Raw genomic sequence first — 21,188 nt, forward strand, 5'->3', positions numbered from 1 at the left:
GCGACGAGTTCGTCGTCTCACCCGCTCTCCAGGCATGGCGAGGAGTGTCGATAGCGGCACCCCCCGCAGCGGTGTGGCCGTGGGTGACCCAGGTGAGGCTTGCCCCGTACTCATATGACTGGATCGACAACCTGGGTCGCCGCTCACCTCGACAGTTGCGAGGCCTACCGGAGCCGCACGTCGGCGAGGCGTTCACCACCGCGGGTTGGCGGAAGCTGGGAAGGATCGTCTCGGTCGACCCCGGCAGGCAGCTCACGAGCACCATCATGGGCGCCTTCATGTCCTACGTCCTGGTGCCCTGGGAGCGGAACACCACGCGTCTGCTCCTCAAGGTCGTCATGCAGTCGCCCCGCTGGGCCGCGCCCGGGCTGTCCGTCGGCGACCTGATCATGGCGCGACGGCAGTTGCTCAACCTGAAGCAACTCGCCGAGCGCAACCAGACCACGAACTGACCCCTGACCCGAGCGGACGGCTGGCCGGCCTGTGGTGTGAGCCGCCGTCGGCGAACGGCGGCAGCTCGCGGTGTGCCGAACTGGACGCCGTCCGCCGCTCGCCCGATCAGGCAGCCGTCACGAGGCTGACCGCACGGACGGCCCGCATCGCGCCGGCCCAGCTTTCCAACTGGTCGAACAGCAGCCGGGCGCTGCCGGCGTGCATGTCCGCTGGCGTGAAGTCGGCGAAGTTCTCGAAGTCGGTGTACAGCGAGAAGCTCAGCTGCTGCTGAACGTGCGCCACCTGCAACTCGCTCAACACTCCGCGCAGGTGCTCGATGGCCCGGGCTCCGCCGACGGCACCGTAGCTGACGAACCCGGCCGCCTTGTTCGTCCACTCGTTGTAGAGGTAGTCGATCGCGTTCTTGAGGACGCCTGAGGTGGAGTGGTTGTACTCGGGGGTGACGAACACGTAGCCGTCGTACTCAGCGATCTTCGTGGCCCACGCCTTGGTGTGCTCCTTCGAGTACAGGCTGGGGCCCGCCTTCGCCGAGACCGGCTCGTCCAGGTGCGGCAGCGGATAGTCGGCCAGGTCGAGCAGCTCGTACTCGGCGGCGGTACGACCGGCAGCCTGGGCCAGCACCCAGTCGGCCACCACCTTGCCGTTGCGGCCGGGGCGCGTGCTGCCAAGGATGACGGCGATCTTCAGGGCGGACATGCCTGCTCCTCTGGTTACGTGAACTTTCATGTAAGACACTAACAGCCTGATACGTGAACGTTCATGTGACGTTAGACTCGACGCCGTGACGACCGAAGGTCCGACCTGGCTGACCGCCGACGAGATGCGCGCCTGGCGCGCTCTGCACGCGGTCGCTGTCGTGCTGCCGGTCGCGCTGGACGTGCAGTTGCAGCGTGACGCCCAGATCAGCCACCTGGAGTACTACGCGCTGGCCGGCCTCTCCGATCGGCCGGATCGCACGTTGCGCCTCAGTGACCTCGCGATCCTGACCGGGGCAGAGTTGTCCCGGATCTCCCACCTGATCGCCCGGTTGGAGAAGCGCGGCCTGGTGCTACGTCGTCCAGACCCCGACGACGCCCGGTACACCAACGCCGTCCTCACCGAGCAGGGCTGGGAGAAGGTCCAACTGGCCGCGCCGGCCCACGTGGCGACCGTACGCAAGCTGCTCTTCGACGGCCTCGACGCTACTGGCCTGCGGGAACTCCAAAGCGCGGCGGACCGGATCGTCGCCGCGCTCAGCACGACGGATCTGCCTCTCGCGCCGACGATTCGCAAGGCTCTTCGCCCGTCGGAGTAACCCGACCACTCCGCCTGACCGGATCACGCCACCGGTCGGGCTCCCGGTTACGGTGGGTGGCTGGTGGGGTAAGACCCGAATTTCGGGCACATGGGTACGCTGCACCGGCGGTGACCCCTTCCGGGCGGCGGTGGCGACCCGCACCGACCGGTGACACGTTGCCCGTATCCCGCAGACGAGAGGCGAACCCCCACCATGACCGCGGTACCAGGCCAACGGTCTACCGCCGCTGCGCGTCCGGCCGCTGCCGAACAAGCGGCGGAGGACGACCTGCGTGCGTTGTTCGGGCAGTCCATCGCCGTCTTCGCCGCTCTGGCCGGGCCAGAGCACCTGCTGGAGACGGCGAATCCCGCGTTCTTCGCCACCATCGGCGAGGAGCGGGCCCGGGTCGGTGTGGCGATCGCCGAGCTGATGCCTGAACTGGCCGGTCAGGGATTCATCGCGCTCCTGGACCAGGTCCTCCGCACGGGCGAGCCCTACACCGGCCGTGACGTCCGGGTGGTGCTGGGCAGCGGCCCGCAGGCGCGGGAGGCGTTCTTCGACTTCACCTACGAGCCGCGCCGGAGCGCCGACGGCAACGTGACCGGCGTCCGTGTGCTGGGCGTGGAGACCACACAGGTCAAGCATGCTCAACGGCTGATGGCCGAACACCGCGCCCTGCTGGAGCAGATCGCCCGCCAGGCGCCCCTGACCGAGGTGCTCGACGGGATGGCCCGCTGCATCGAGAACCTCGCACCGCAGGAGGTGCTCGTCTCCGTACTCCTGGCCGATCCCGACGCCCGGCACCTGCGCCACGGCGCCGCGCCGAGCCTGCCGGACTTCTACAACCAGGCCATCGACGGCATCGCGACCGGCGAAGGTGTCGGTTCGTGCGGCACCGCCGCCCACCGACGGGAACCGGTGATCGTCACCGACATCGCCACCGACCCGTTCTGGGACGACTTCCGGGGGCTGGCCGAGCAGGCCGGGTTGGCGGCCTGCTGGTCCACGCCGATCCTGGCCCGCGACGGCGGCCTGTTGGGCACCTTCGCGATGTATCACCGCAGCCCGCGTGTCCCGCAGGACACCGACCTCGCCCTCACCCGGCTCTTCGCCGGCACCGCCGCCCTGGCCATCGAACGCCACCACATCGAGCAGGCGAAACTCGCCGCTGAGGCACGCGCCAAATCCGCCAGTGACGAGCTGGCCAAGGTACTGCGCGTGGAGCGTGAGCTACGCGCCGAGGCTGAGCAGCGCGCCACCGTCGCGGCGGAACTCGCCACCCGGATGCGCGCCGCCGCGGCCGCGCAGGCCGCCGCGCCGCACCCCGAGCACTGCCAGCTCGGCGGCGCCGCCGGATGCACGGCGCCCGCCGAGGTCAAGGTCGCCGACTCGTGGGGTGATGCGGCGTGGGGCTGCCCCGCCCACGTCGAGGAGGCCATCCTCAACGTGCGGTCGGTGTTCATCGCCAGCGAGGAACTCGGCGGCCTGACCGCCTACCTCAACCGCTGACGGTTTCCGATGCCGCGATCGGGTTCGGCTACAGGGGCGGCTCCCCGAGCAGCTAGGGCCGCCACTTCTTGCGGTAGTCGGGATGCTCGTTGTACGACTGCCCGAGCACCCGCAGCGCGTAGGCGAGACCAACGGAGCGCTCGTCGCCGGGGGCCATGGCCTCGTACTCCTTCGCCAGGCTGTCGACCAGGTCGAGCATCGGCAGGTGGCTGTCGAGGAGCGCATCGCTGCCGAACCGGTGAAACACGTCGGTGTACGCGTGGCAGTCCGCCTCGTACCGGCGATGAAGGAATCGCAGGAGATCTTCCATCCGCCGATTCTCGCCCACGACCATAAGTGCTTGACCCTTCAAATTTCCACCGGTAGCCTTTCGGCAGGCATCCATGCTCATCTATTTAAGTAGGTGAACCATGCTGTGGAAATCCATCGCCCTCGCCGCGTCCGTCGCCGGCGTGCTGGCCACCGTCCCCGCCGCCTCGGCGGCAACCCCCAATGCCTCGGCCGACTACTGGTCACCCGGGAATTGCCCGCAGGGCACGTTCTGCATCTGGCCCAACTGGGATCATCCGGCGGAGGGCCCCATTTCGACTCCGTCCCTGGTGACCACCACTGAATGGTCCGGCAACGTCCCGGCCTTCAACTACTACAACCGCACCTCCCGCAACGCCGAGATCACCTGGTCCTACAACTATCTCGGGACGCAGCTCTCCGGCGCGATCTGCGCCCGCCCCGGCGGCGGGGATCTGTACGTGCCCATGTTCGTGACGAAGGTGAGTTGGCAGCCGCGCACCTGCTGATCACTGCCCGCGGCGGATTTCGGCGACGGATCGTGGCAGTGGCCGGGAGCCGTCGCCGCACCTCCGAGGAGGTCAGGGCGTCCACCGTACGCCCGGGTTCACCCGCCCCGACCAGTCGAAGACCGCCATGTTGTCCCACTGGTTTCCGGTGCCGTTGATGTTGGCCGGGTCCCAGCCGTTGCCGCGGACGGCGTACCAGGTCGGTTCCCAGTAGAAGACCCCGATGGCCCCCGCGTTGCGGGCGGTGTTCTGCACCCAGTCGAACTCCTGGGCCTGCCCGGACCAGGTCGCGCTGATGCCGTCACAGGTCGCGTCGCCGATGGCGTTCGGCTCGCTGTCCGCGTTGTTCCGGGTGAAGGGGTACGCGGTCTCCACGATCACCACCGGCTTGCCGTAGCGCGCACGCAGGTCGACGATGTTGTTGTAGAGGTTCGCCAGGCTGCCGTGCCACATGCAGTAGTACGACTGCGCGGTGATGTCCCACTGCACACCCTGCGCTCGGATGCCGTCGTAGAACCACCGGGCGTTGGCGTTGCTGTCCGCGTTGGCGGTATGGATCATCACCGGGATGCCGCTGCCGCACGCCTTCGTCGCGTTGTAGCCCTGCTTCAGCAGGCCGGCCAGCGGAGCGAAGTCGTTGTTGACGACCTTGCCCTCGTTCCACAGCATCCCGACGTTGATCTCGTTGCCGATCTGCACGCTGTCCGGCGGGGTGCCCTGCCCCCGCAGGCTGGAACAGACGTCGTAGGTGAAGGTGTAGACGTCGGTACGCAGTTGGCTCAGGCTGTGCCCGACCCAGGCGGCCGGCTTGTACTGCTTTCCCGGGTCGGCCCAGGTGTCGGAGTAGTGGAAGTCGATGAGCACCTTGAGGCCCTTCGCCCTGGCCGCCCTCGCCTGACCCAGCACCGCGTTCTTGTTGTTGTAGCCGCTGACCGGGTTGTTCCAGACGCGCAACCGGACGTAGTTGAGGCCAACGGACTTCAAGATGTCCAGTGGGTCGCGCACGACGCCGCCGGCGTCGTAGTACCTGGCACCCAGATCCAGGCTGCGTTGCAACGAGGAGACGTCGGCACCCCGCATGGTGAGCGTGTTCGCGGCCGAGGCGGGCGCGGGCGCGCCGCCGAGCGTGCCGGCGACGGCGAGGACGCCGACCGCGACGGCCCCGAGCAGAGCCCTGGCGCGGCGGTGGGGTGTGGCCGGATTGGTGTTCACGAGACTCCTTCAGCTCACCGTGCAGGGTGCGCCGTTCAGCGAGAAGCCGGTCGGCGGCGCGTCGCTGACACCCCACCGCCCCTGCATGCCGAAGGTCGCAGAGCCGTTTGGCGCGAGGACGCGGTTCCAGTCGACGTTTCGAGCGGTCACGGCGGCCCCGGTCTGGCCGATCGTGGCGTTCCACCCCGAGGTGACCTGCTGGTCTCCCGGGAAGCTGAAGGTGACGATCCAACCCTCGATCGCTGCCGTCCCGGTGTTGTGGACTGTCGCAGTGGCCACGAAGCCGCCCTGCCACTGAGACTGGTTCCGGTAGGTCACCTGGCAGGTCGAGGGCGGCGGGGGCGTCGGAGTAGTCGTCGTCGTGGGCAGGGTGACGGTGTTGGACGCGATCGACACGTTGCCCACCGCGTCCCGGGCGCGCACGTAGTACAGGTTGCGCAGCGGCGTCGACGCGGGTAGCGGCGCCGTGTACGTGGTACCCGGCACGGTGGCGACCAGTTGCGAGGTGAACCAGCCGTCGAACCGGTAGACGTTGTAGCCGAGCACGCCGACGTCGTCCGTCGACGGCGACCAGGACAACGTGCCGGTCGAGGCGGTCACCTCGCCGACGGTCAGGTTCTGCGGCGCGCTCGGCGGGGTGGTGTCCGGGCCGGTGTCCGTCACCGGGGTGACCACTGTCAGCGCATTCGACCAGTTCGAGCGTTGCCCGAGGCTGTCCCGGGCGATCAATCGGAACGTGTACTGCTGACCCGGCCCGAGGTAGTTGGTGATCGTGGTGCTGGTGACGGCCCCGACGGTGGCGCTGAAGACGATGTCGCCGAACTCCTGGTAGTACGTGATGTCGTACCCGGTGATGGCGCAGCAGCCGGACGCGGCGGCCGTCCAGGTGAGGGTGACCGACGCGCTGCGGACCTCGCTGGCGGTCAGGTTCGCGGGCGCACTCGGCGCGACGGGCGAGGTGCTCGGCGTACTGGACGGCGAAGTCGACGGTGGCGGGACGGTCCCGGCCGGCGCTGCGACGGACTCCGCGGCCCCAGCGGGCGCCGGGGCGACCCCCGGGAACGCGGCCGGCGTCACGGTGCCGGCGTCGGCCGCCGGCACGGCGCTCAGGGCGCTGCCGAGCACCGCCGTCGACAGCACGACGGCGGCCAGCAGGCCCGGCCGCAGACGGCGGATGAGCGAGGAGGAGGGAGCACCTGTCATAGGTCGACGATGCGACAACGTATCGATGAACGCCAACGTGTCTCACGCCTCGGCCACTGATCGACCCGGCCCGCTGTGCGCCCTCACCGCTCCTCTCCCCCGCCGCTTGGGTCGCGTCACTCCGGCACGGTGTGGCCGTGCGCCGCTGACGATCCACTGTGTTTGGCCGACGCCACAGGTCGCGGTCGGGCAATTCGTTGGGAGCGATACCAGTGGGGCAAAATCCAATCCCTCCGATCGCTACACTCGCCGCAACGCCGGCACCGCCCGCAGAGCCGAGCCCGCGCCAATCCCGATCGAATGGAGACGCCTGTGACCCGCGACAAGGCGGCACCCCCCGGCATCGACCCCAACATTCCCAGCGTGGCCAGGGTCTATGACTTCTTCCTGGGCGGCAAGGACAACTTCGAGGTCGACCGGAAGGTCGCCGAGCACGCCCTGCGGATCACACCGGACGGGCCGGCAGCCGGCCAGGCGAACCGGGCCTTCCTGCGTCGAGTCATTCGCTTTCTGGTCAGTGAGGCGGGCATCGACCAGTTCCTCGACATCGGCTCGGGGCTGCCCACTCAGGGCAACGTGCACGAGGTCGCCACCGAGCACAACCCGAAGGCTCAGGTCGTCTATGTGGACAACGACCCGATAGTCCTGACGCACGGGCGGGCCCTGCTCGCCGCAGAGGGCACCGCGACGGTGATCCAGGCGGACATCCGGGAGCCGCAGGACATTCTCAACCACCCGGACGTACGCCGGTTCCTCGACTTCGACCGGCCGGTCGGCCTGCTGCTCTTCGCCATCCTGCATCACCTCGGCGACGACGAGGACCCGAAGGCGGTGGCGGCCGCGTTGATCGACGCCCTGCCCTCCGGCAGCTACGTGGCGATCTCGCACTTCCGCGACCCGGGTGAGCGAGATCCGGAGGGCTCCCGCAAGGCCCGCGAGGTCGAGCGGGTCTTCAACGAGTCGCTCGGCACCGGTCGCTGGCGCACGGACGAGGAAATCCTCTCGTTCGCCGATGGGCTGACGGTGCTGGAGCCGGGGCTGGTGCCGCTGGCCGAGTGGCGCCCAGAGCCGGACGCGCCGGCCACGGTGCAGACCGACACCTATCACACCTTCGTCGGGCTCCTCGCCCGCAAACCGTAGGGGCCGTCTTCTCGTGAGCACGTCGGCGGGGGTGCCCCCGCCGACGTGCTCACGTGTCAGATCTGAACGTGGTTGGACCGACCCTGGCTACGGTGCGGGTTCCAGTACGACGACGGGGATCTGTCGGGTCGTCTTCCGCTCGTAGTCGGCGAAGCCTGGATATGCGGTCTTCTGCGCGCTCCAGATCCGTTCCCGTTCGTCCCCGACGGCAACTCTGGCGATCAACTCGACCTTGTCCGTACCGATCTCGGCTTGGGCCTCGGGGTGGGCGAGCAGGTTGTAGTACCAGTCCGGATTGCTGGGCGCACCGCCCTTGGACGCGAACACGGCATAGCCGCCGTCCACCTTCTGGTACATCATCGGGTTCAGCCGAGGCTGGCCGCTCTTGGCACCGAGCGTGTGCAACAGCAGCAGCGGAGCGCCAGCGAACTGACCACCGACCTGCCCCCCGTTGGCACGAAACTCAGCGATGATCTTGTCGTTGAAGTCGCTCATGTCTTCTCCTCGCCCCGCGTACCGGCCTCGTCGACAAGATTCTCACAGCTTCGACAGTGGCGTGACACAGCGAACGCGTCGCCGGTCGACCACACCGCTTCCAGTCCGTGGTCGGTGGCGTAGAGCAGGAATGGCCGCAACTCGGGGGCGACTTCCAGGTCGCGGCGCAGCGCGTACAGCTGAGCTGACCTCGCCGCCAGGAACGGTTGGGTGGCGAGCAGGCCCAGGAGATCCCCGAAGTGCCAATCCACACCCAGCAGCTTCCTGACCCGCGCCAGCAACCGGACCCCGTCGAGGGGAATGCCGCCCACATAGACGTCGGCGGTCGACGGTAGGTCCGGCTCCGGTTCGGCCGGCAGGTCGAACCCGGAACGCAGCCACACCTCGAACCCGGGGGCAACAACCTCGAGGTCGACGTCCCCGAAGCCGCCCAGGTCAGCCCAGAACACCGGCCCGCCGCCGCCGTCGCACCTGAGGAAGAATCCCCGATCGCCCTCCTGGCCGATCAGGAGGTAGCCCGTGAGCCACTCGCCGATTCCGTAGGTCGCGTTGCGTTCCGGCAGGGATCCCCCGCAGTACACGACCACTCCACCGGCGACGACGTCGTCGGTCATCGACGCCAACCAACGCTGGTAGGCGGCATCCGCCCGGGAAATGAGCTGCTCGACCATCTCCACCGCCGGCTTCGTCTGTCGTCACGAGGCGCGGACACGCCTGCACCGGCTGGCGCAGCCGACACCTCGAAGCCAACACCGTAGCCCCACCCGTACCGCAGAAGTGATCGTCCCCCTCCCCCGTTCGAGCACGAGGGCAGCTCGTTCTGACCGGTGCCGTACCCGCTGGCGGCCCAGACAGCGCGGCAAGCACTAACCGCCTCTGACCAGGCATTCTTGAGGTATGGATCGTCCGATGAACCTACCCCTGGAGGTATCAACATGTTCACCACGAGGTTCTGGAAGGCCACCGCCGAGCGGGCGGTGAAGAGCGCCGCACAGGGCTTGCTGCTCTACTGGGGCGCTGACATCGTGTTCAACGCCTGGCAGGCGGACTGGGCAGCGGCCGGTGGCATCGCGTCCGGCGCGGCGGTGCTGTCGGTGCTCACCTCACTGGTGAGTGCAAAGGTATCGGGTGAGGGCGACTCACCCAGCCTCGTCGGCACTGAGTAGTAGCCTCGTTCGGCTGCGAACGGTGCGTCCCCCGCTGACTTCGGTTGGCGGGGGCGTCTCACTCTCTGAGGTGGTCACCCGGGCCGACCGTCAGGCGTGGAAGCGGAAGACAGCACGGTCGACTCGCGCAGCAGGGTCGGCAGGTCGCCAAGGCTGGCGAACGCACGTCCGCCCCAGCTCGGGTCGGTGTCGTTGTGCTCAGTCGTACGAAGCACGGTCATGCCGACCGCTGCCGCACCGGCCAATTCGCCGTCTGCGCCGTCACCGACGAAGACGCACTCGGCCGGCGCGACGCCCAAGCGCTCGGCGGCGATGCGGTAGATCGCCGGGTTGGGCTTGGCAAACCCGACTTCGCACGAGAAGACCGCGACGTCGAAGCGGCGGGCGAGCGGGCTCTGCGGCCATGCCTCGGCGGTCTCGGAGGTGGCGTTGCTGATGAGGGCCAGTGGATGCCCGCCGTCGCGCAGCACGTCGAGCACGTCCAGGGTGGCGGTCGAGACAGCGCCCAACACCCGGCGCGCGAGGGCACGGCGATGTTCACCGGCCCGTTCCACCTGTTCGTCGGTCGGCGTGCCGCCGAGGCGTCCGGCAAGGATGCGGACGGTGTCCTCCACGTCCCACCGGACCAGCCGGTCACGCCAGGTTGCGTGATAGGCGGCGACCAGCGCGGCCGGAGCCACCCCGACCACGAGCGCCATCTCGCCAACAACCCGGTCACGCTCGTCATCGGCACCGTGAACCAGGGTATGGAACAGGTCGAAGATCACCGGCCGAGACATCTCAACATCCTACTGAGGCCGTCGCCGCCGTCGACCGCTTGCGATCCCGGGTTACGGCCTCTGAATCATGGAACTGAGGGTGCGGACGGCTACCGACCGGCGCGCAGCTCAGCAAGGACCTGTACGGCCTCGGCGCGGACCTGGGTCGGGCAGCCCCAGTAGTCGTAGATGCCACCGCGCTCACTGTTGTGACCACAGATGACGAACACGCCGGTGCCCAGCCGGCGTTTGAACTCGGTGGCCAGCCATCCGACGAACCCGCTGTTGTCCACGTCGGGCGGGAAGTGAAATGAGAACACCGCGAAGCGCTCACCATCGGTCCCGGCATCCGGTGCCAGCCAGGACCACCGATCCTCGTCGCGCACCACGGCCAGCAGGTCAGCCGTCAAGGCCGGGGGCTGGGTGAGCGGCGCCTCGAAGAACGACCACTCACCATCGAACATGACCAGCTCGGCGGCCGCGATGACCCGCCGCAACCGCTGCGCCGTCTCGTCACTGGACTCCTGGCTGATGCTGACCATGCGCCGATATTGCCCGACGACGCCAGCCGACGCAGTCGCCCACGACACACGGCCACCGTTCAGCCCCTCGGCTCACCTGATCCGCGACCCGCGTCGGGCCTAGCAGCGAGGCGGCACGATCCCCTCTGCACGTGAGCGGCGCTCACGTGCAGTGGGTCGAGTCCCGTTCAGCCAGTCGGTGAGGAGGGGGATCGTGTCCCCGAGGGTGTCGACGCGATGGTGAGCGCCGGTTAGTTCGTCGCCAGGGTGTGTGGTGCGAACGGCGACGACAGTCATGCCGGCACGCCGGGCTGCTTCGATTCCGGCGGGAGCGTCCTCGATCACAAGGCAGTTCGCTGCGGGGGTGTCGAGAAGGTGCGCCGCGCGCAGATAGCCCTCGGGGCTCGGCTTGCCGCGCCGGACCTGGCTGCTGTCGACCAGGACGGGAGGATCGGGCAGGCCGCCAGCGCGCAGCCGCTGCCTCACGGTCGGCGTTCGGCCCGACGTGACCACACCCCACGGCTGACCATCGAGCAGGCTCAACACGGCGGCGGCCTCGGGATAGACGGGAAAGGCGTCGCCTTCGGCGGCCATGATCTCTCGTACGAGCCGGTATTCGGCGTCGACGTCGAGGTGCGGGGCCACCACCGTGATGGTGTCGACAGGCCGGCGGCCATGGGTTTGGGACCAGACCAGGTCCGGGTCGAGGTGGCGCAGCGTCGCCCACCGACTCCAGATCCGACGGTACGCCGGATAGGAGTCGACGAGCACGCCGTCGACATCGAACAACACCGCAGCGGGATTGGACATCACGTCGCCTGGCGGTGCAGCAGCTCGACGGTGGCGGCGGCCTGATCGGCGATTTCGTGGAGCAGGCGGGCAGCGGGCAGGACATCGCGGACGAGGCTCACGGACTGGCCCGCGTACAGGGCCATGGCTGCCAGGTCACCGGTCATCCCGGGCAGCGGAATCAGGTCCTCGTATCGAGGTCGGTTCTCGCCGGACGCGTCGATGGCGACGACGTCACCCTCGCCGGGCCGTAGTGGGGCGGGCGGCGAGCCGGCCGCCTGCCACCGTTGAAGGGTCGTGTTGCGTAACGCGCGATGCGTGGCGTTCGGCCATCCGCCGTCGAAGCAGAGGGTGTGTACGGTGTCCGCTCCGGTGGCCGCGATCAGGTGCTGCCGGTACACCTCGTGGGTGGCGGCTTCGGCAGCGGCCAGGAAGCGGGTGCCCAGCATGGCACCCTGGGCGCCGAGCGCGAGCACCGCCGCGACGCCACGCCCGTCCGCGATTCCTCCCGCAGCCACCACCGGTACCGGCCCGACCGCGTCGACGACCGCCGGCACCAGAGACATCGTGGTGGTGCCGCCGCGGACGTGACCACCTGCCTCCCAGCCTTGGGCCACGACGACGTCCACCCCGGCCGTGACAGCCTGCACGGCCTCGGCGATGTCGCCGATCGTGTGCAGGTGCAGCGCGCCGGCCTGGTGAATCCGGCCGACCATCGGCGACGGGTCGCCCCAGAAGGTGGAAATGATCCGCAGTTTCTCCTGCAGGCACACGGTGAGCAGATCGTCCACCGGGAAGTCGAGAACCAGGTTTGCCCCGAACGGCCGGGTGGTGAGCTCCCGGGTACGCCGGATGCTCCGCCGTGCCTGATCGGGGGTCTGCCACGTCAATGCCAGCATGCCAAGACCACCGGCCTCGGACACCGCCGCCACCAGTTCCGGCACCGCCGCGGAACCCACGGGCGCCTGAACGACGGGCAGATCGATGCCCAACCGGTCACACAACGCAGTGCGCAATCGCCTCACGAAGCAGCCCCGATCGCTTCGGAAATCGAATCAGTACGTCGGACGGTATTGTATCGAATATCGAAGCATCAAGAGGGGCGGCGCAGGCGATGACGGCACCCAGGCCGGGCAAGCCGGTACGCGGATCGAGTACCGGGCGACCTCTCATGGCCGCCCTCGACCTGTTCGGGCGTCGCTGGAACCTGCGCATCATCTGGGAGTTGCAGCATGGGCCGGTCGGCTTCCGCGCGCTCCAGCAGCGCTGCGACAACATGTCATCCAGCGTTCTGCGGCAGCGGCTGACCGAACTGCTCGACGCCCACCTCGTCGCCCAGCAGGCGGACACGGCCTACGCGCTCACGGACCTCGGCCGCGGCGCCTACCAGGCATTGCGCCCGCTCGTTCGCTGGTCCGACGCATGGGCCTCGACCGTGAGCGAGGACGACAAGGCCTGAACCCGCGCAACGCCTGCCCTGGCGCTTCCGGAGCGCAATCGCTACCGTGCTTCTAAATCCGAAGCATCGGAGTCTGGCCATGGCCCGTACCCCAGTGCTCGAACCGCCGTTCACGCCCGACGGGCCCGCGCGGGTCACGGCCGCCTGATGGCCGGCCCACCCGTGGCGATGGTGAACGCCTGTACCCGCTACGGGAGAGGCGGTAGCCCTACCACAGTCGTGATCGACGATGCCGTGCTCGTCGACGACGAACGGCACGCGATTGCCCTGAACGCCGGCACCTCGCACACCGCGTTCATCGACACCACCACAGCGGACGCACCCAGGGTGCGGTTCTTCACGAGCACCGGGGAGCTCCCGAACTGCGGGCACGGCACCATCGCCGCGCAGGCCGTCCTCCTCGACCGCAGCGGCGCCACGGAGCACCACGGCCGCCAACGCAGCGGAGGCCGCACCTTCGCAACGACCGCCATCCGCCGCCATGACGGCATTGAGGTCTGGTTCGACCAGGGCGTCATCGCCCTGTCGGATCATGCCGGCGCGACTGGCGGTGGCATCATCGCGGCCCTCGGCCTGGAACGAGCGGACATCGCCGCCGACCTACGGGTCGCCTCGCCCGGCACGCCACGACTCCTCGTTCCCGTCCGGGATCGCCGCACACTGCTGTCCATGCGGCCCGACTTCGATCGGCTGGCAACCGAGTGTCGGCTACTCGGGTATCTCGGCTGCTTCACCTACGCGCTGCCGCCGACCGCGAGAACGGGCGCCGCCCGGATGTTCGCCCCAGCGATCGGCGTCGACGAGGACGTCGCAAACGCCAACAGTGTCGGCTGCCTCGCCGCTCACCTGCTCGACACCTACGGCAACAGCGCGATCGAGATTCACCAGGGCGACACGCACCAGAGCCCATCGTCGGTCTTCGCCAGCGCGACACACACCGCGGACGGCATCGTCGCCAGAATCGGCGGAGTGGTTGACCTCAGCCCGCCTCAGCGCGACCGTCCAGCTACGCGCCGGCCGCCTCCACCCACGACGGGCACCCACGCCCGCCTCTAAGTGCGAGCTTCGACCAGCGCGAACCCTCGGGCCAGATAGTTCGGCAGCGCATGAGGATGATCCCAGCTTGAGGTACGGAGCCAGACCCGCCGGATTCGGCCGCCCTGCTCACCCTCGACTCTCCGCTGCCCGCGAGGCGATCATCAGCACCCACGTCGCCACAATCCACATTGACCGGATGACGCCGCATTCGCTCGGGAACCCTGGTGTGCCAGGCCGCAGCTACACTGACGCCTTTGGTTCCCCTGCTCGTCCACGGAAACGGAGGCGTGATGGTCAATCCGCTGTTGGACGCCGAGGATGCGCGGGAACGCCTGGAGGCATGGCAGGCCAACGCCGTACGCCGGGCCGCCGACACGCAGGCCGCCGCTGCCGGCTTGGGCGCGCTGCGGGTCACGGCCAGCGACGCCCACGGGATCGTCGAGGTCACCGTCGACTCCACGGGGGCGATGGCCGACATCCGGCTCTCCGCGCGGGTGCAACGCGTGAGCCTGGAGCAGACGCAGCAGGCGATCATGGGCGCCTATCGCAACGCCCGGGTCAAGCTCGCCGAGGCCGCCGCCGAGGTCGTGCGGGAGACGGTCGGCGCCGACTCGGCGACCGGCCGGGCCCTGCTGGCCGGATTCCGGACCGCCGACACCGAGGACGAAGAGAGGCGATACTGATGCACGGGGGGTTCGAGGTCAACGTCGAGGCGCTGCGCGCGCACGCGACGGCCATGTCGGCCATTCACGACCGCTTCGCCGCCGTGATGGCCGCGAGCGGCACCATTTTCCAGGCCGACGATGCCTACGGGCAGCTCTGCCAGTTCTTGCCGCCCATCCTGGAGGGACGCCACCGGGACCAGGACAAGGGCGTGGGGATGCTTGCCGAGAACATCGAGCTGCTCGCCGCGGGAATCAAGAAGAACGCCGACGCCTACGAGCGGGCCGAGGAGTCCACCACCGACGGCTTCAACTCCTTCCACTCCGCGACCTGAGCCGGCCCGGCGCCCTCTCATGAGCAACCCACTGGTCGCCACGACCTCCGACATTGCTTCGACCAGCGCCGCCCACCGCGACGGCTGGACCGGCCTGCCGCTCGCCGACGACTACATGGGCATCAAGGACGCCATCGACTCCGGCAGCTGGATCGACGGCTCGGTCGCGGGCTTGGGGGCCGCTCTCGACGGGGCGGCCATCGCCATCGACCCGTTCAGCACGCTCCTGTCGATGGGCATCGAGTGGGCCATCGAGCAGGTCGAGCCACTGAAGCAGGCCCTCGACTGGCTCGCCGGTAATCCCGAGATCATCGAGACGCACGCCTTGACCTGGGACAACATGGCCAATGAGCTGTTCTCCATCGCCGAGGACCTCAAGGCGCGGCTGGTCGGCGACCTCGACGGATGGCAGGGCGCCGCCGCCGACGCCTATCGCGACATCCTGACCATCAACATCGACGTCGCCGGGATCTTCGCGGGCACGGCCGCCGGCATGGGTGCCGCGACCCGTGGCGCGGGGATCCTGGTGCAGACGGTGCGGGAGGTCGTGCGCGCCTTCATCTCCGACTGCATCGCCAAGGTCGTGGTGTGGCTGGCCGAGGTGGTCTTCTCCCTCGGCTTCGCCACACCGCTGGTCGCCTCCCAGCTCGCAATCGCCGTCGTCCGCTGGACCGGCCGCATCTTCGGCTGGCTGATGGGCCTGATCACCAGCCTCTCCAGCCTTCGCGCACTCCTCGACGTCTAGGCGGTCCTCGATGAGACAACTCATGGCGGCTCTGCGGACCGCCGCCGTCCTGGTGGTCCTGTTCGCTGTGGCGGGTCTCCACAAGCGCCCCTCAGGCCCCACCCCACCGCACGGCGATGGCGGCGATGGCCCCAACCGTCCCAAGTTCAACCCGGGAATGATGCCCAAGCGCGTGGGACCAGCCCAGCAGCACGGCATCAAGCGCGCCGGGGAGGGCCGCCCGAAGGACGCCGACACATCCGAGCCCGAGGTGCCCAAGAGGACCAACCCCTGGGACGACCCCGAGTTCGCCGACGCCAAGTTCGACATGGACCGCTTCGGTCAGATGGGCGCCGGGGCGATGGACAAGATCTGGGACGGCGACGGGAGGGGTAATGGCGACCACAAGCCCTCGTCCACCGAGCCCAACAAGACGCTCTTCCCGCCCGGCACCACCAAGGAGCAGGTCGAGGGCTGGTTCAAGAGCATCGCCGCCAACCCCGACAGCCGCCCTGAGGCGCGTCCCGGCGGCGACGGCTGGGAAGTCACCGGCACCCGCGACGGCATCACCTGCGTCGTTATCCTGGACAAGGACGGCAGCATCTCCGGCGGCCACCCCATCAGCGGCGAGGGCGTCAGAACCAACCCGCCGGCCTAGCCACCGCACCCACGGGAGACCCATGGAAGTCAACGAATACATCCGGCTCAGCCCTCGGATCATCGACCAGGTCGCACCCAAGATCAGCCCGAAGTACCGGTCGATGGTCCTGAGGGCCAGAGGCGCCGGCGCCTGGGACCACGCGATCACGACGCTCGTCGGTGCCCTGTGGGAGGAGGGCGTTGTGATCACCACGGCGGAGAAGGACGCGCTGCGGGAGCTCACGGAGTACCTCCAGGAACCTCTGACGCGCGTGGAGCAGATCCGGACCTCGGACTGACGGCGGGAGCGTAGATCGGGCCCCTCGAACCCTGCACCGTGTCGACCAGCTGGCGTTGCGACACGTCATTGCCATGCGACAGCGGAAAGGCCACCTCCCGAAGTGGCCTTGACCTGCCAGACCTGAGAGCGGGCGATGCTGGTATCGAACCAGCGACCTCTTCGGTGTGAACTCTCCGCGAGCCGGTCGGGTCGGGCTTGATGCGGGGTCAGACGGCCTGTTGGCGTGCCTCTCGGCTTGGTCCGACTGGCACCGTTGCTGTAATGCTGGTGTCAGACGAGGCGCTGGATCCGCACCTTCGGGTGCACATTCCTCAGGTGTCCTTGCTTATGTTGGCGGACCTGTTCGTCCCAGACCTCCTGGTCTCACGCTGCCGCGTGCGGCAGGGCCAGGGCGCATCGCAGCCGCCGCAGCTCCAGATCGGCAGCACCGGGCCATGCGTGGTCATGCGCGGCGTCCGAGCAGGGCCGCCGTCATCGACCGCGCCTGCCGGCTGGTCGCCCAGCCCATTTGCCAACGCGGGTACGGCGTGAGCCGCGACCACCACGCCCGGCAGCCGACACACCAGCCGGCCAGCCCTCGAACGTGCACCGCGAGGATCACTTGCTCCAACGCACCGCTCACTGCCCCTCTGCCTGCGGCCAGTGCCCACGACTGATCGGTATTCGGTGCCGAGCACGGCAGGGCAGTTCGACCCCACAACGACAGATTCGCCGCTGGAATTTCGACGACCACACCGGCCGGTGCCGCCGCACGAAGGTCAACGCAGTGGCCGCGATGTACCCGTCATACGACACGCGCCGTCTGCTGACCGTTGACCGGCCGGACGATCCGGCCGCGCGCCGGGTCACCGGAGGCCCTCCGGCCGGCATGCCCCGAACTGGTCCGCCGATTCGTGATGGCCCTGGCACCGCCGCATCTGCCTCGCGTGGTCGAGTAGACGCTGCTGCGCCGCCGCCTGCTCAACGTCCTGGTACCGCTGCCCGGTCCCGGGCGGTGGCGGCGGCTGAGGCCGCCGAAACAGCCACCGCGTGAACGCGCGCAGCTCAGACCAGATCGCCACAGACTCGCCCCCTCGATTGAGCAACAGGGGGCGGCGACGAGATCTGTCCGGCTCTATCGGGTGTCAAGCAGGCACAAGCTCGCCGCCGCCAGTGATCGAAACGCTACGAGTGGTAACCAGCGCCGGCAGGGAGAGTTTGTACCTCAGGGAGGGTTACCCGATCATGCCGATTGCCAGGGCCAACTCTCGGGCGTCCTCACCAACCGTGCCCGGCCGGCTCGACAATTCCATGGCAACAGTGCGGGCGTACGGGTTGTGTCGCACCGTGTCGACGCTCTCCCGCAGTGCCCGGCCGAGCAGGTGCACCGCAGCGACCTCCCCACGGTCCAGCATGTGCGCCCGAGCCGCATCGATCAGCGCGGCAGCCCTGCGGGTCTGCGAGGGCAACGCCCGATAGTCGGTGGCGTCGGCCCGCCGCACCGCCTCACCCGTGCGGCACAGGTCCGTCTCGATGGAGACCGCATACGCCGCACACGCCGCCGATCCGAACATCAGCCACGGATGGACGTACCGGTCGCCGAGCCGGCTCGCGGCCGAGTCGGCGGCATCCCACGCCCGCCACGCCCGACCGGCCCGGCCAACCTTGCTGTGGCCCAACGCGATGCCGAGCTGCACCTGACCCCATCGCGCCAACTGCTCACCACCCGCCGCCGGGTCAACCAGACCCGAAGCCTCGACCAGCACCTGCTCGGCGGCATCCACCTGATTCGCGCCCCGATAGACGTGCGCGTAGTACCAGGCCGCCACCGCCATCGCCGCCGGGTCGTCCGCGTCTCGTGCGGCCGACATCGCCCGGTCGGCAGCAAGCCACACCAACTCCGGCAACGGCTGGTGCGCAAGGTACAACTGCACCAGGTGATACACCCGCGCCAACTCGACCAACGCCAGCCGACGGTCCCCGCCGTCGAGCATCCGGGCGCTGCGCTGCGCATCCGTCAGCAACCCGGGAAGCACCGCCGCCACCGCTGTACGCTCGGTCGTCGATCGATGCCACAAGGCCCACGCCTGATCCACCAGGTCGCGCAGCACGACAACCGGCCGCACCGGACCCACCGGCACCGATGCCCGCTGCATCACCACGGCGACCTTGCCGACCTCGGAATGCCCCGCCCTGGTGACCGACGCCACCGGCAACGACTGATCACCGGTCAAATCCGCTAGATCCGAGAGGTCGAGCACCTCGGCCAGCCGCAGCAGCATGGGCAGGCGTGGCGGCAGTAGCCGGCCATTCTCCAACGCCTTGACCCACTCCGCGCTACGCCCGACCAGCCCGCCGAGAACAGGCCGAGTCTTCCCCGCACGCTCGCGATACATTCGCAGGCGCGCGCCAAAGGCCGCTGGATCGCTCATCATCGTCTCCCAGGTAGCGGTCCGGGCAGCGGACCACCAGCCACTACACGGCAGACCACCACAATCGACGGTACCCCCGCCACCGCACCGACGCGCCCCACCACTACGGCTAATACCGCAACCGCCAGGCGAGCGCTTCGGACCTTGAGCACACCCAGGCCAGGAGCCACATCGGCTCCTCGCTTGTGAGTCTTGGGCGCTGCTCCGAAGGCGACGACGCCCTACAGCCGGCAGCGTGAGCGTCGGTTCCGCGACCCCGTCCGCATCCCAGCACAAGGCCCCTGCTCGCTATCGGCATGACGGGACGTTTTGTCGGCGACCAACCTGCCGTCTTCGAGTCGCTGTTCTGACGCACACCAGTTGGCAGACCTGCGGTCGGATCGTCCGCCGGCTGCCGGCATACCTGCCCGAACTCACGGATGGCTTTCGCCACCGGCGGCGATTGGGAACCGTCTGGCTGCTACAGCTTAGACGTCGCCGAAGCTACTCACGGTCTGCAACAGGCCGCGGGTCCGGTAGTACGCGCGCAGCGGCTCGCTCTGTCGACGGTCAGGACTCATAGGCGACTCATGATCTATGCGGCTAGATAGCGAAAGCCCGGCTGGACTACGTCCAACCGGGCTTCGACTTGCTGTGGAACATGGTGGGCGATGCTGGTATCGAACCAGCGACCTCTTCGGTGTGAACGAAGCGCTCTCCCACTGAGCTAATCGCCCTCAGCGCCACTGACTCTACCCGATCGTGGAACCGGACCGGAAATCCGGGGTCAGTGCGTCGCCAGGTACTGCATCGCCTCGGCGACCACGTCGATGCCGAGGCTGTACTTGAGGGACAACCAGACGACAGTGGCCACGAAGACCAGGCCGACGGAGCCGAGCACGATTCGCACTGGCAGCGACTGTCTCGTTACCCAACGTGTCCAGCCGTGGACGTGGCGGCGGGTGAAGCCGAGCAGCCGCCGCGCCCAGTGATATTCGACGGCCCAGATGCCCAGGCCGGCGATCACCAGCAGCCAACCCGGCCCGGGGAGCGGAATGAGGGCGATGCCGATGGTCACCACCAGCGCCCCGGCTATCGCGACGAAGATCTTGAGTGCGATCCGCCCGGTGGGGTTGGCACGGATGAGGTCGAGGGTCAGCGAGATCCGTTCACGCCAGCGGGGCCGGCGCGGAGGATCCTGCACGGCGATTCCGCCACCACCATCGGCGGCGTCGTCGCCACCGGCGGCAGCGTCGCCACCACGACCACGACCACGACCGGCGCCGTCGCCACCGGACCGTCCGGCGTCGGACGCCGGCCGACCGGCCCGTTCGGGCTGCTCCATCGGCACTCCGTACCCCCGCTTTTCGGCTGCTCGGACCGCGACTTTCGGCGGGCCGGGTGCCGCCGCGGGATCCACTGAGGATTGCTTCGTCACCATTTCACCCCCCAGTGTCGCTCGGGCCCGTCACTGCAACGCCCGACTGGACGTTACCGGAGTAAGTCGACGACTGAGCCACCCGATACCGGGCGGGATCACGCACTGGGCAGAACCGGAAATCCTACATGAATGCTCACATTCACGCGGCCTTTCCGTCCCCCTTCCCACCACTGGGTGAAGTCAGCGTATGGCGGAGCGTAGCCAGAGGTAGCACCTGAGTATGGGAAAAGCGGGACACGCGCGTTCCGCAGCGGTGCCGGGGGGAGAACGTCCATGAGTGTCATCCGACCGACGACCGTAGAGGTCGAGACGTCGCTAAGGCTCGTCGCACCTGACGCCACCGCCTTGCCGGTGCGTGCCAGTCTGCGTTACGACCCTGCTGACCCGTATGCGGTCCATGTCCTGTTCCATGCTGAATCGGCAGGGGGCGAGGCGGTGAGTTGGTCGTTCGCTCGCGAACTTCTGGTCACCGGCCTGGACGAGCCGGCCGGCATCGGGGACGTTCGGGTCTGGCCCTGGGCCACACCGCGCGGCGACTTCGTCGCGCTGGCCCTCTCGTCACCGGACGGCAACGCCCTCTTCGAGGTGCCGCGCAGCGTCCTGGTGCGTTTCCTTCGACGGACCTACGTCGTCGTCCCGCGCGGCCGTGAGGCCGAGCACCTGGACGTCGACACGGCGGTGAACCGGCTGCTCGCCGGCCGCTGACCGCCCGAACGGGCAACACCGGCCACACCGGGGCCGCGCGGATCTGCCGAGTCCGCGCGGCCCCGGCACACACCCAGGGCGTGATTCGGAAGTGTCGGTCGAGCCGAGCCGGAGTCCAGGCGTCGTCCGGCCAGCACTTCCGCATCACGCCCTAAGGGGTACGCGGGCAGCCCGC

26 protein-coding genes and 1 tRNA gene are annotated in these 21,188 nt (G+C 68.7%); 14 read left to right on the forward strand and 13 right to left on the reverse strand.

Annotated features, from left to right (window positions below):
- Positions 1-92: 92 nt before the first annotated feature.
- Complete coding sequence (locus ACZ6NZ_RS12155; protein WP_366607613.1) at positions 93-452, forward strand: hypothetical protein; 360 nt, start codon at positions 93-95, stop codon at positions 450-452.
- Positions 453-558: 106 nt separating this feature from the next.
- Here the strand turns inward: ACZ6NZ_RS12155 and ACZ6NZ_RS12160 are convergent, their stop codons facing one another.
- Entirely contained in the window at positions 559-1,149 is a 591-nt protein-coding gene (locus tag ACZ6NZ_RS12160) for an NADPH-dependent FMN reductase (RefSeq protein ID WP_465858202.1), read from the reverse strand.
- An 85-nt stretch (positions 1,150-1,234) separates the two neighbouring features.
- On the opposite strand from ACZ6NZ_RS12160, the gene ACZ6NZ_RS12165 reads away from it, so the two are divergent.
- Both ACZ6NZ_RS12165 and ACZ6NZ_RS12170 read left to right on the forward strand, forming a co-directional pair.
- Positions 1,235-1,747: a MarR family winged helix-turn-helix transcriptional regulator gene (locus ACZ6NZ_RS12165; RefSeq protein WP_465858204.1), complete on the forward strand. Its 513-nt coding sequence runs from the start codon at positions 1,235-1,237 to the stop codon at positions 1,745-1,747.
- A gap of 195 nt (positions 1,748-1,942) precedes the next feature.
- The gene (locus ACZ6NZ_RS12170; RefSeq protein WP_465858206.1) at positions 1,943-3,238 is read left to right on the forward strand and encodes a GAF domain-containing protein; all 1,296 of its coding nucleotides are present in this window, start codon (positions 1,943-1,945) and stop codon (positions 3,236-3,238) included.
- Positions 3,239-3,290: 52 nt separating this feature from the next.
- Here the strand turns inward: ACZ6NZ_RS12170 and ACZ6NZ_RS12175 are convergent, their stop codons facing one another.
- Positions 3,291-3,548, reverse strand: coding sequence for a DUF6221 family protein (locus ACZ6NZ_RS12175; protein ID WP_465858208.1), 258 nt, complete (start codon positions 3,546-3,548; stop codon positions 3,291-3,293).
- A 100-nt stretch (positions 3,549-3,648) separates the two neighbouring features.
- Between ACZ6NZ_RS12175 and ACZ6NZ_RS12180 the strand changes: the two genes are divergently transcribed.
- Positions 3,649-4,035 carry a hypothetical protein gene (locus ACZ6NZ_RS12180; protein ID WP_465858210.1) on the forward strand — a complete coding sequence of 129 codons (387 nt, stop codon included), beginning with the start codon at positions 3,649-3,651 and terminating at the stop codon, positions 4,033-4,035.
- Between the two features lie 72 nt (positions 4,036-4,107).
- Here ACZ6NZ_RS12180 and ACZ6NZ_RS12185 read toward each other — a convergent pair whose 3' ends face one another.
- Together ACZ6NZ_RS12185 and ACZ6NZ_RS12190 are read right to left on the reverse strand one after the other, a co-directional pair.
- The gene (locus tag ACZ6NZ_RS12185; RefSeq protein ID WP_465858212.1) at positions 4,108-5,247 is read right to left on the reverse strand and encodes a glycoside hydrolase family 53 protein; all 1,140 of its coding nucleotides are present in this window, start codon (positions 5,245-5,247) and stop codon (positions 4,108-4,110) included.
- A 9-nt stretch (positions 5,248-5,256) separates the two neighbouring features.
- The gene (locus ACZ6NZ_RS12190; protein WP_465858214.1) at positions 5,257-6,450 is read right to left on the reverse strand and encodes a cellulose binding domain-containing protein; all 1,194 of its coding nucleotides are present in this window, start codon (positions 6,448-6,450) and stop codon (positions 5,257-5,259) included.
- A gap of 312 nt (positions 6,451-6,762) precedes the next feature.
- Here ACZ6NZ_RS12190 and ACZ6NZ_RS12195 point away from each other — a divergent pair, with 312 nt between their 5' ends.
- Positions 6,763-7,590 carry an SAM-dependent methyltransferase gene (locus tag ACZ6NZ_RS12195; protein ID WP_366607597.1) on the forward strand — a complete coding sequence of 276 codons (828 nt, stop codon included), beginning with the start codon at positions 6,763-6,765 and terminating at the stop codon, positions 7,588-7,590.
- A gap of 87 nt (positions 7,591-7,677) precedes the next feature.
- Here the strand turns inward: ACZ6NZ_RS12195 and ACZ6NZ_RS12200 are convergent, their stop codons facing one another.
- Positions 7,678-8,085 carry a nitroreductase family deazaflavin-dependent oxidoreductase gene (locus ACZ6NZ_RS12200; RefSeq protein ID WP_366607595.1) on the reverse strand — a complete coding sequence of 136 codons (408 nt, stop codon included), beginning with the start codon at positions 8,083-8,085 and terminating at the stop codon, positions 7,678-7,680.
- Positions 8,082-8,762, reverse strand: coding sequence for a hypothetical protein (locus tag ACZ6NZ_RS12205; RefSeq protein WP_465858217.1), 681 nt, complete (start codon positions 8,760-8,762; stop codon positions 8,082-8,084). Before ACZ6NZ_RS12205 ends, ACZ6NZ_RS12200 begins: the two co-directional genes overlap by 4 nt.
- A gap of 258 nt (positions 8,763-9,020) precedes the next feature.
- On the opposite strand from ACZ6NZ_RS12205, the gene ACZ6NZ_RS12210 reads away from it, so the two are divergent.
- The gene (locus tag ACZ6NZ_RS12210; protein ID WP_465858219.1) at positions 9,021-9,251 is read left to right on the forward strand and encodes a holin; all 231 of its coding nucleotides are present in this window, start codon (positions 9,021-9,023) and stop codon (positions 9,249-9,251) included.
- A 74-nt stretch (positions 9,252-9,325) separates the two neighbouring features.
- Here the strand turns inward: ACZ6NZ_RS12210 and ACZ6NZ_RS12215 are convergent, their stop codons facing one another.
- The 4 genes from ACZ6NZ_RS12215 to ACZ6NZ_RS12230 form a co-directional block, all read right to left on the reverse strand.
- Positions 9,326-10,018 (reverse strand): HAD family hydrolase, encoded by a 693-nt coding sequence (locus ACZ6NZ_RS12215; RefSeq protein WP_465858221.1) that lies wholly within the window; start codon positions 10,016-10,018, stop codon positions 9,326-9,328.
- A 101-nt stretch (positions 10,019-10,119) separates the two neighbouring features.
- Entirely contained in the window at positions 10,120-10,551 is a 432-nt protein-coding gene (locus ACZ6NZ_RS12220; RefSeq protein WP_465858223.1) for a DUF6196 family protein, read from the reverse strand.
- 99 nt (positions 10,552-10,650) lie between these two features.
- Positions 10,651-11,340 (reverse strand): HAD family hydrolase, encoded by a 690-nt coding sequence (locus ACZ6NZ_RS12225; RefSeq protein ID WP_465858225.1) that lies wholly within the window; start codon positions 11,338-11,340, stop codon positions 10,651-10,653.
- Complete coding sequence (locus tag ACZ6NZ_RS12230; protein WP_465858227.1) at positions 11,340-12,344, reverse strand: NAD(P)H-dependent flavin oxidoreductase; 1,005 nt, start codon at positions 12,342-12,344, stop codon at positions 11,340-11,342. Before ACZ6NZ_RS12230 ends, ACZ6NZ_RS12225 begins: the two co-directional genes overlap by 1 nt.
- A 146-nt stretch (positions 12,345-12,490) precedes the next feature.
- On the opposite strand from ACZ6NZ_RS12230, the gene ACZ6NZ_RS12235 reads away from it, so the two are divergent.
- The 7 genes from ACZ6NZ_RS12235 (at position 12,491) to ACZ6NZ_RS12265 (ending at position 16,475) form a co-directional block, all read left to right on the forward strand.
- The gene (locus ACZ6NZ_RS12235) at positions 12,491-12,778 is read left to right on the forward strand and encodes a winged helix-turn-helix transcriptional regulator (protein ID WP_366607581.1); all 288 of its coding nucleotides are present in this window, start codon (positions 12,491-12,493) and stop codon (positions 12,776-12,778) included.
- 168 nt (positions 12,779-12,946) lie between these two features.
- Entirely contained in the window at positions 12,947-13,834 is an 888-nt protein-coding gene (locus ACZ6NZ_RS12240; protein WP_465858419.1) for a PhzF family phenazine biosynthesis protein, read from the forward strand.
- Between the two features lie 272 nt (positions 13,835-14,106).
- Positions 14,107-14,499: a YbaB/EbfC family nucleoid-associated protein gene (locus ACZ6NZ_RS12245; protein WP_465858230.1), complete on the forward strand. Its 393-nt coding sequence runs from the start codon at positions 14,107-14,109 to the stop codon at positions 14,497-14,499.
- Positions 14,499-14,813 carry a hypothetical protein gene (locus ACZ6NZ_RS12250; RefSeq protein ID WP_366607576.1) on the forward strand — a complete coding sequence of 105 codons (315 nt, stop codon included), beginning with the start codon at positions 14,499-14,501 and terminating at the stop codon, positions 14,811-14,813. Before ACZ6NZ_RS12245 ends, ACZ6NZ_RS12250 begins: the two co-directional genes overlap by 1 nt.
- 19 nt (positions 14,814-14,832) lie before the next feature.
- Positions 14,833-15,558, forward strand: a complete 726-nt coding sequence (locus tag ACZ6NZ_RS12255) for a WXG100 family type VII secretion target (protein WP_465858232.1) — start codon at positions 14,833-14,835, stop codon at positions 15,556-15,558.
- A gap of 22 nt (positions 15,559-15,580) precedes the next feature.
- The gene (locus tag ACZ6NZ_RS12260) at positions 15,581-16,195 is read left to right on the forward strand and encodes an EndoU domain-containing protein (protein WP_465858234.1); all 615 of its coding nucleotides are present in this window, start codon (positions 15,581-15,583) and stop codon (positions 16,193-16,195) included.
- 22 nt (positions 16,196-16,217) lie between these two features.
- Positions 16,218-16,475 carry a hypothetical protein gene (locus ACZ6NZ_RS12265; RefSeq protein WP_465858236.1) on the forward strand — a complete coding sequence of 86 codons (258 nt, stop codon included), beginning with the start codon at positions 16,218-16,220 and terminating at the stop codon, positions 16,473-16,475.
- A 1,216-nt stretch (positions 16,476-17,691) separates the two neighbouring features.
- Here the strand turns inward: ACZ6NZ_RS12265 and ACZ6NZ_RS12270 are convergent.
- From ACZ6NZ_RS12270 to ACZ6NZ_RS12280, 3 genes are all read right to left on the reverse strand, one after another.
- A complete protein-coding gene (locus tag ACZ6NZ_RS12270; protein WP_465858238.1) occupies positions 17,692-18,888 on the reverse strand; it encodes a helix-turn-helix domain-containing protein in 1,197 nt (398 codons plus the stop codon).
- 641 nt (positions 18,889-19,529) lie between these two features.
- Positions 19,530-19,604: transfer RNA gene (locus ACZ6NZ_RS12275), tRNA-Val, on the reverse strand.
- Positions 19,605-19,654: 50 nt separating this feature from the next.
- Positions 19,655-20,287, reverse strand: coding sequence for a TIGR02611 family protein (locus ACZ6NZ_RS12280; RefSeq protein ID WP_465858420.1), 633 nt, complete (start codon positions 20,285-20,287; stop codon positions 19,655-19,657).
- 294 nt (positions 20,288-20,581) lie between these two features.
- Here ACZ6NZ_RS12280 and ACZ6NZ_RS12285 point away from each other — a divergent pair, with 294 nt between their 5' ends.
- Positions 20,582-21,013 carry an SsgA family sporulation/cell division regulator gene (locus ACZ6NZ_RS12285; RefSeq protein WP_007457244.1) on the forward strand — a complete coding sequence of 144 codons (432 nt, stop codon included), beginning with the start codon at positions 20,582-20,584 and terminating at the stop codon, positions 21,011-21,013.
- Positions 21,014-21,188: the final 175 nt, after the last annotated feature.

The organism is Micromonospora sp. NPDC047756 (assembly GCF_055587245.1).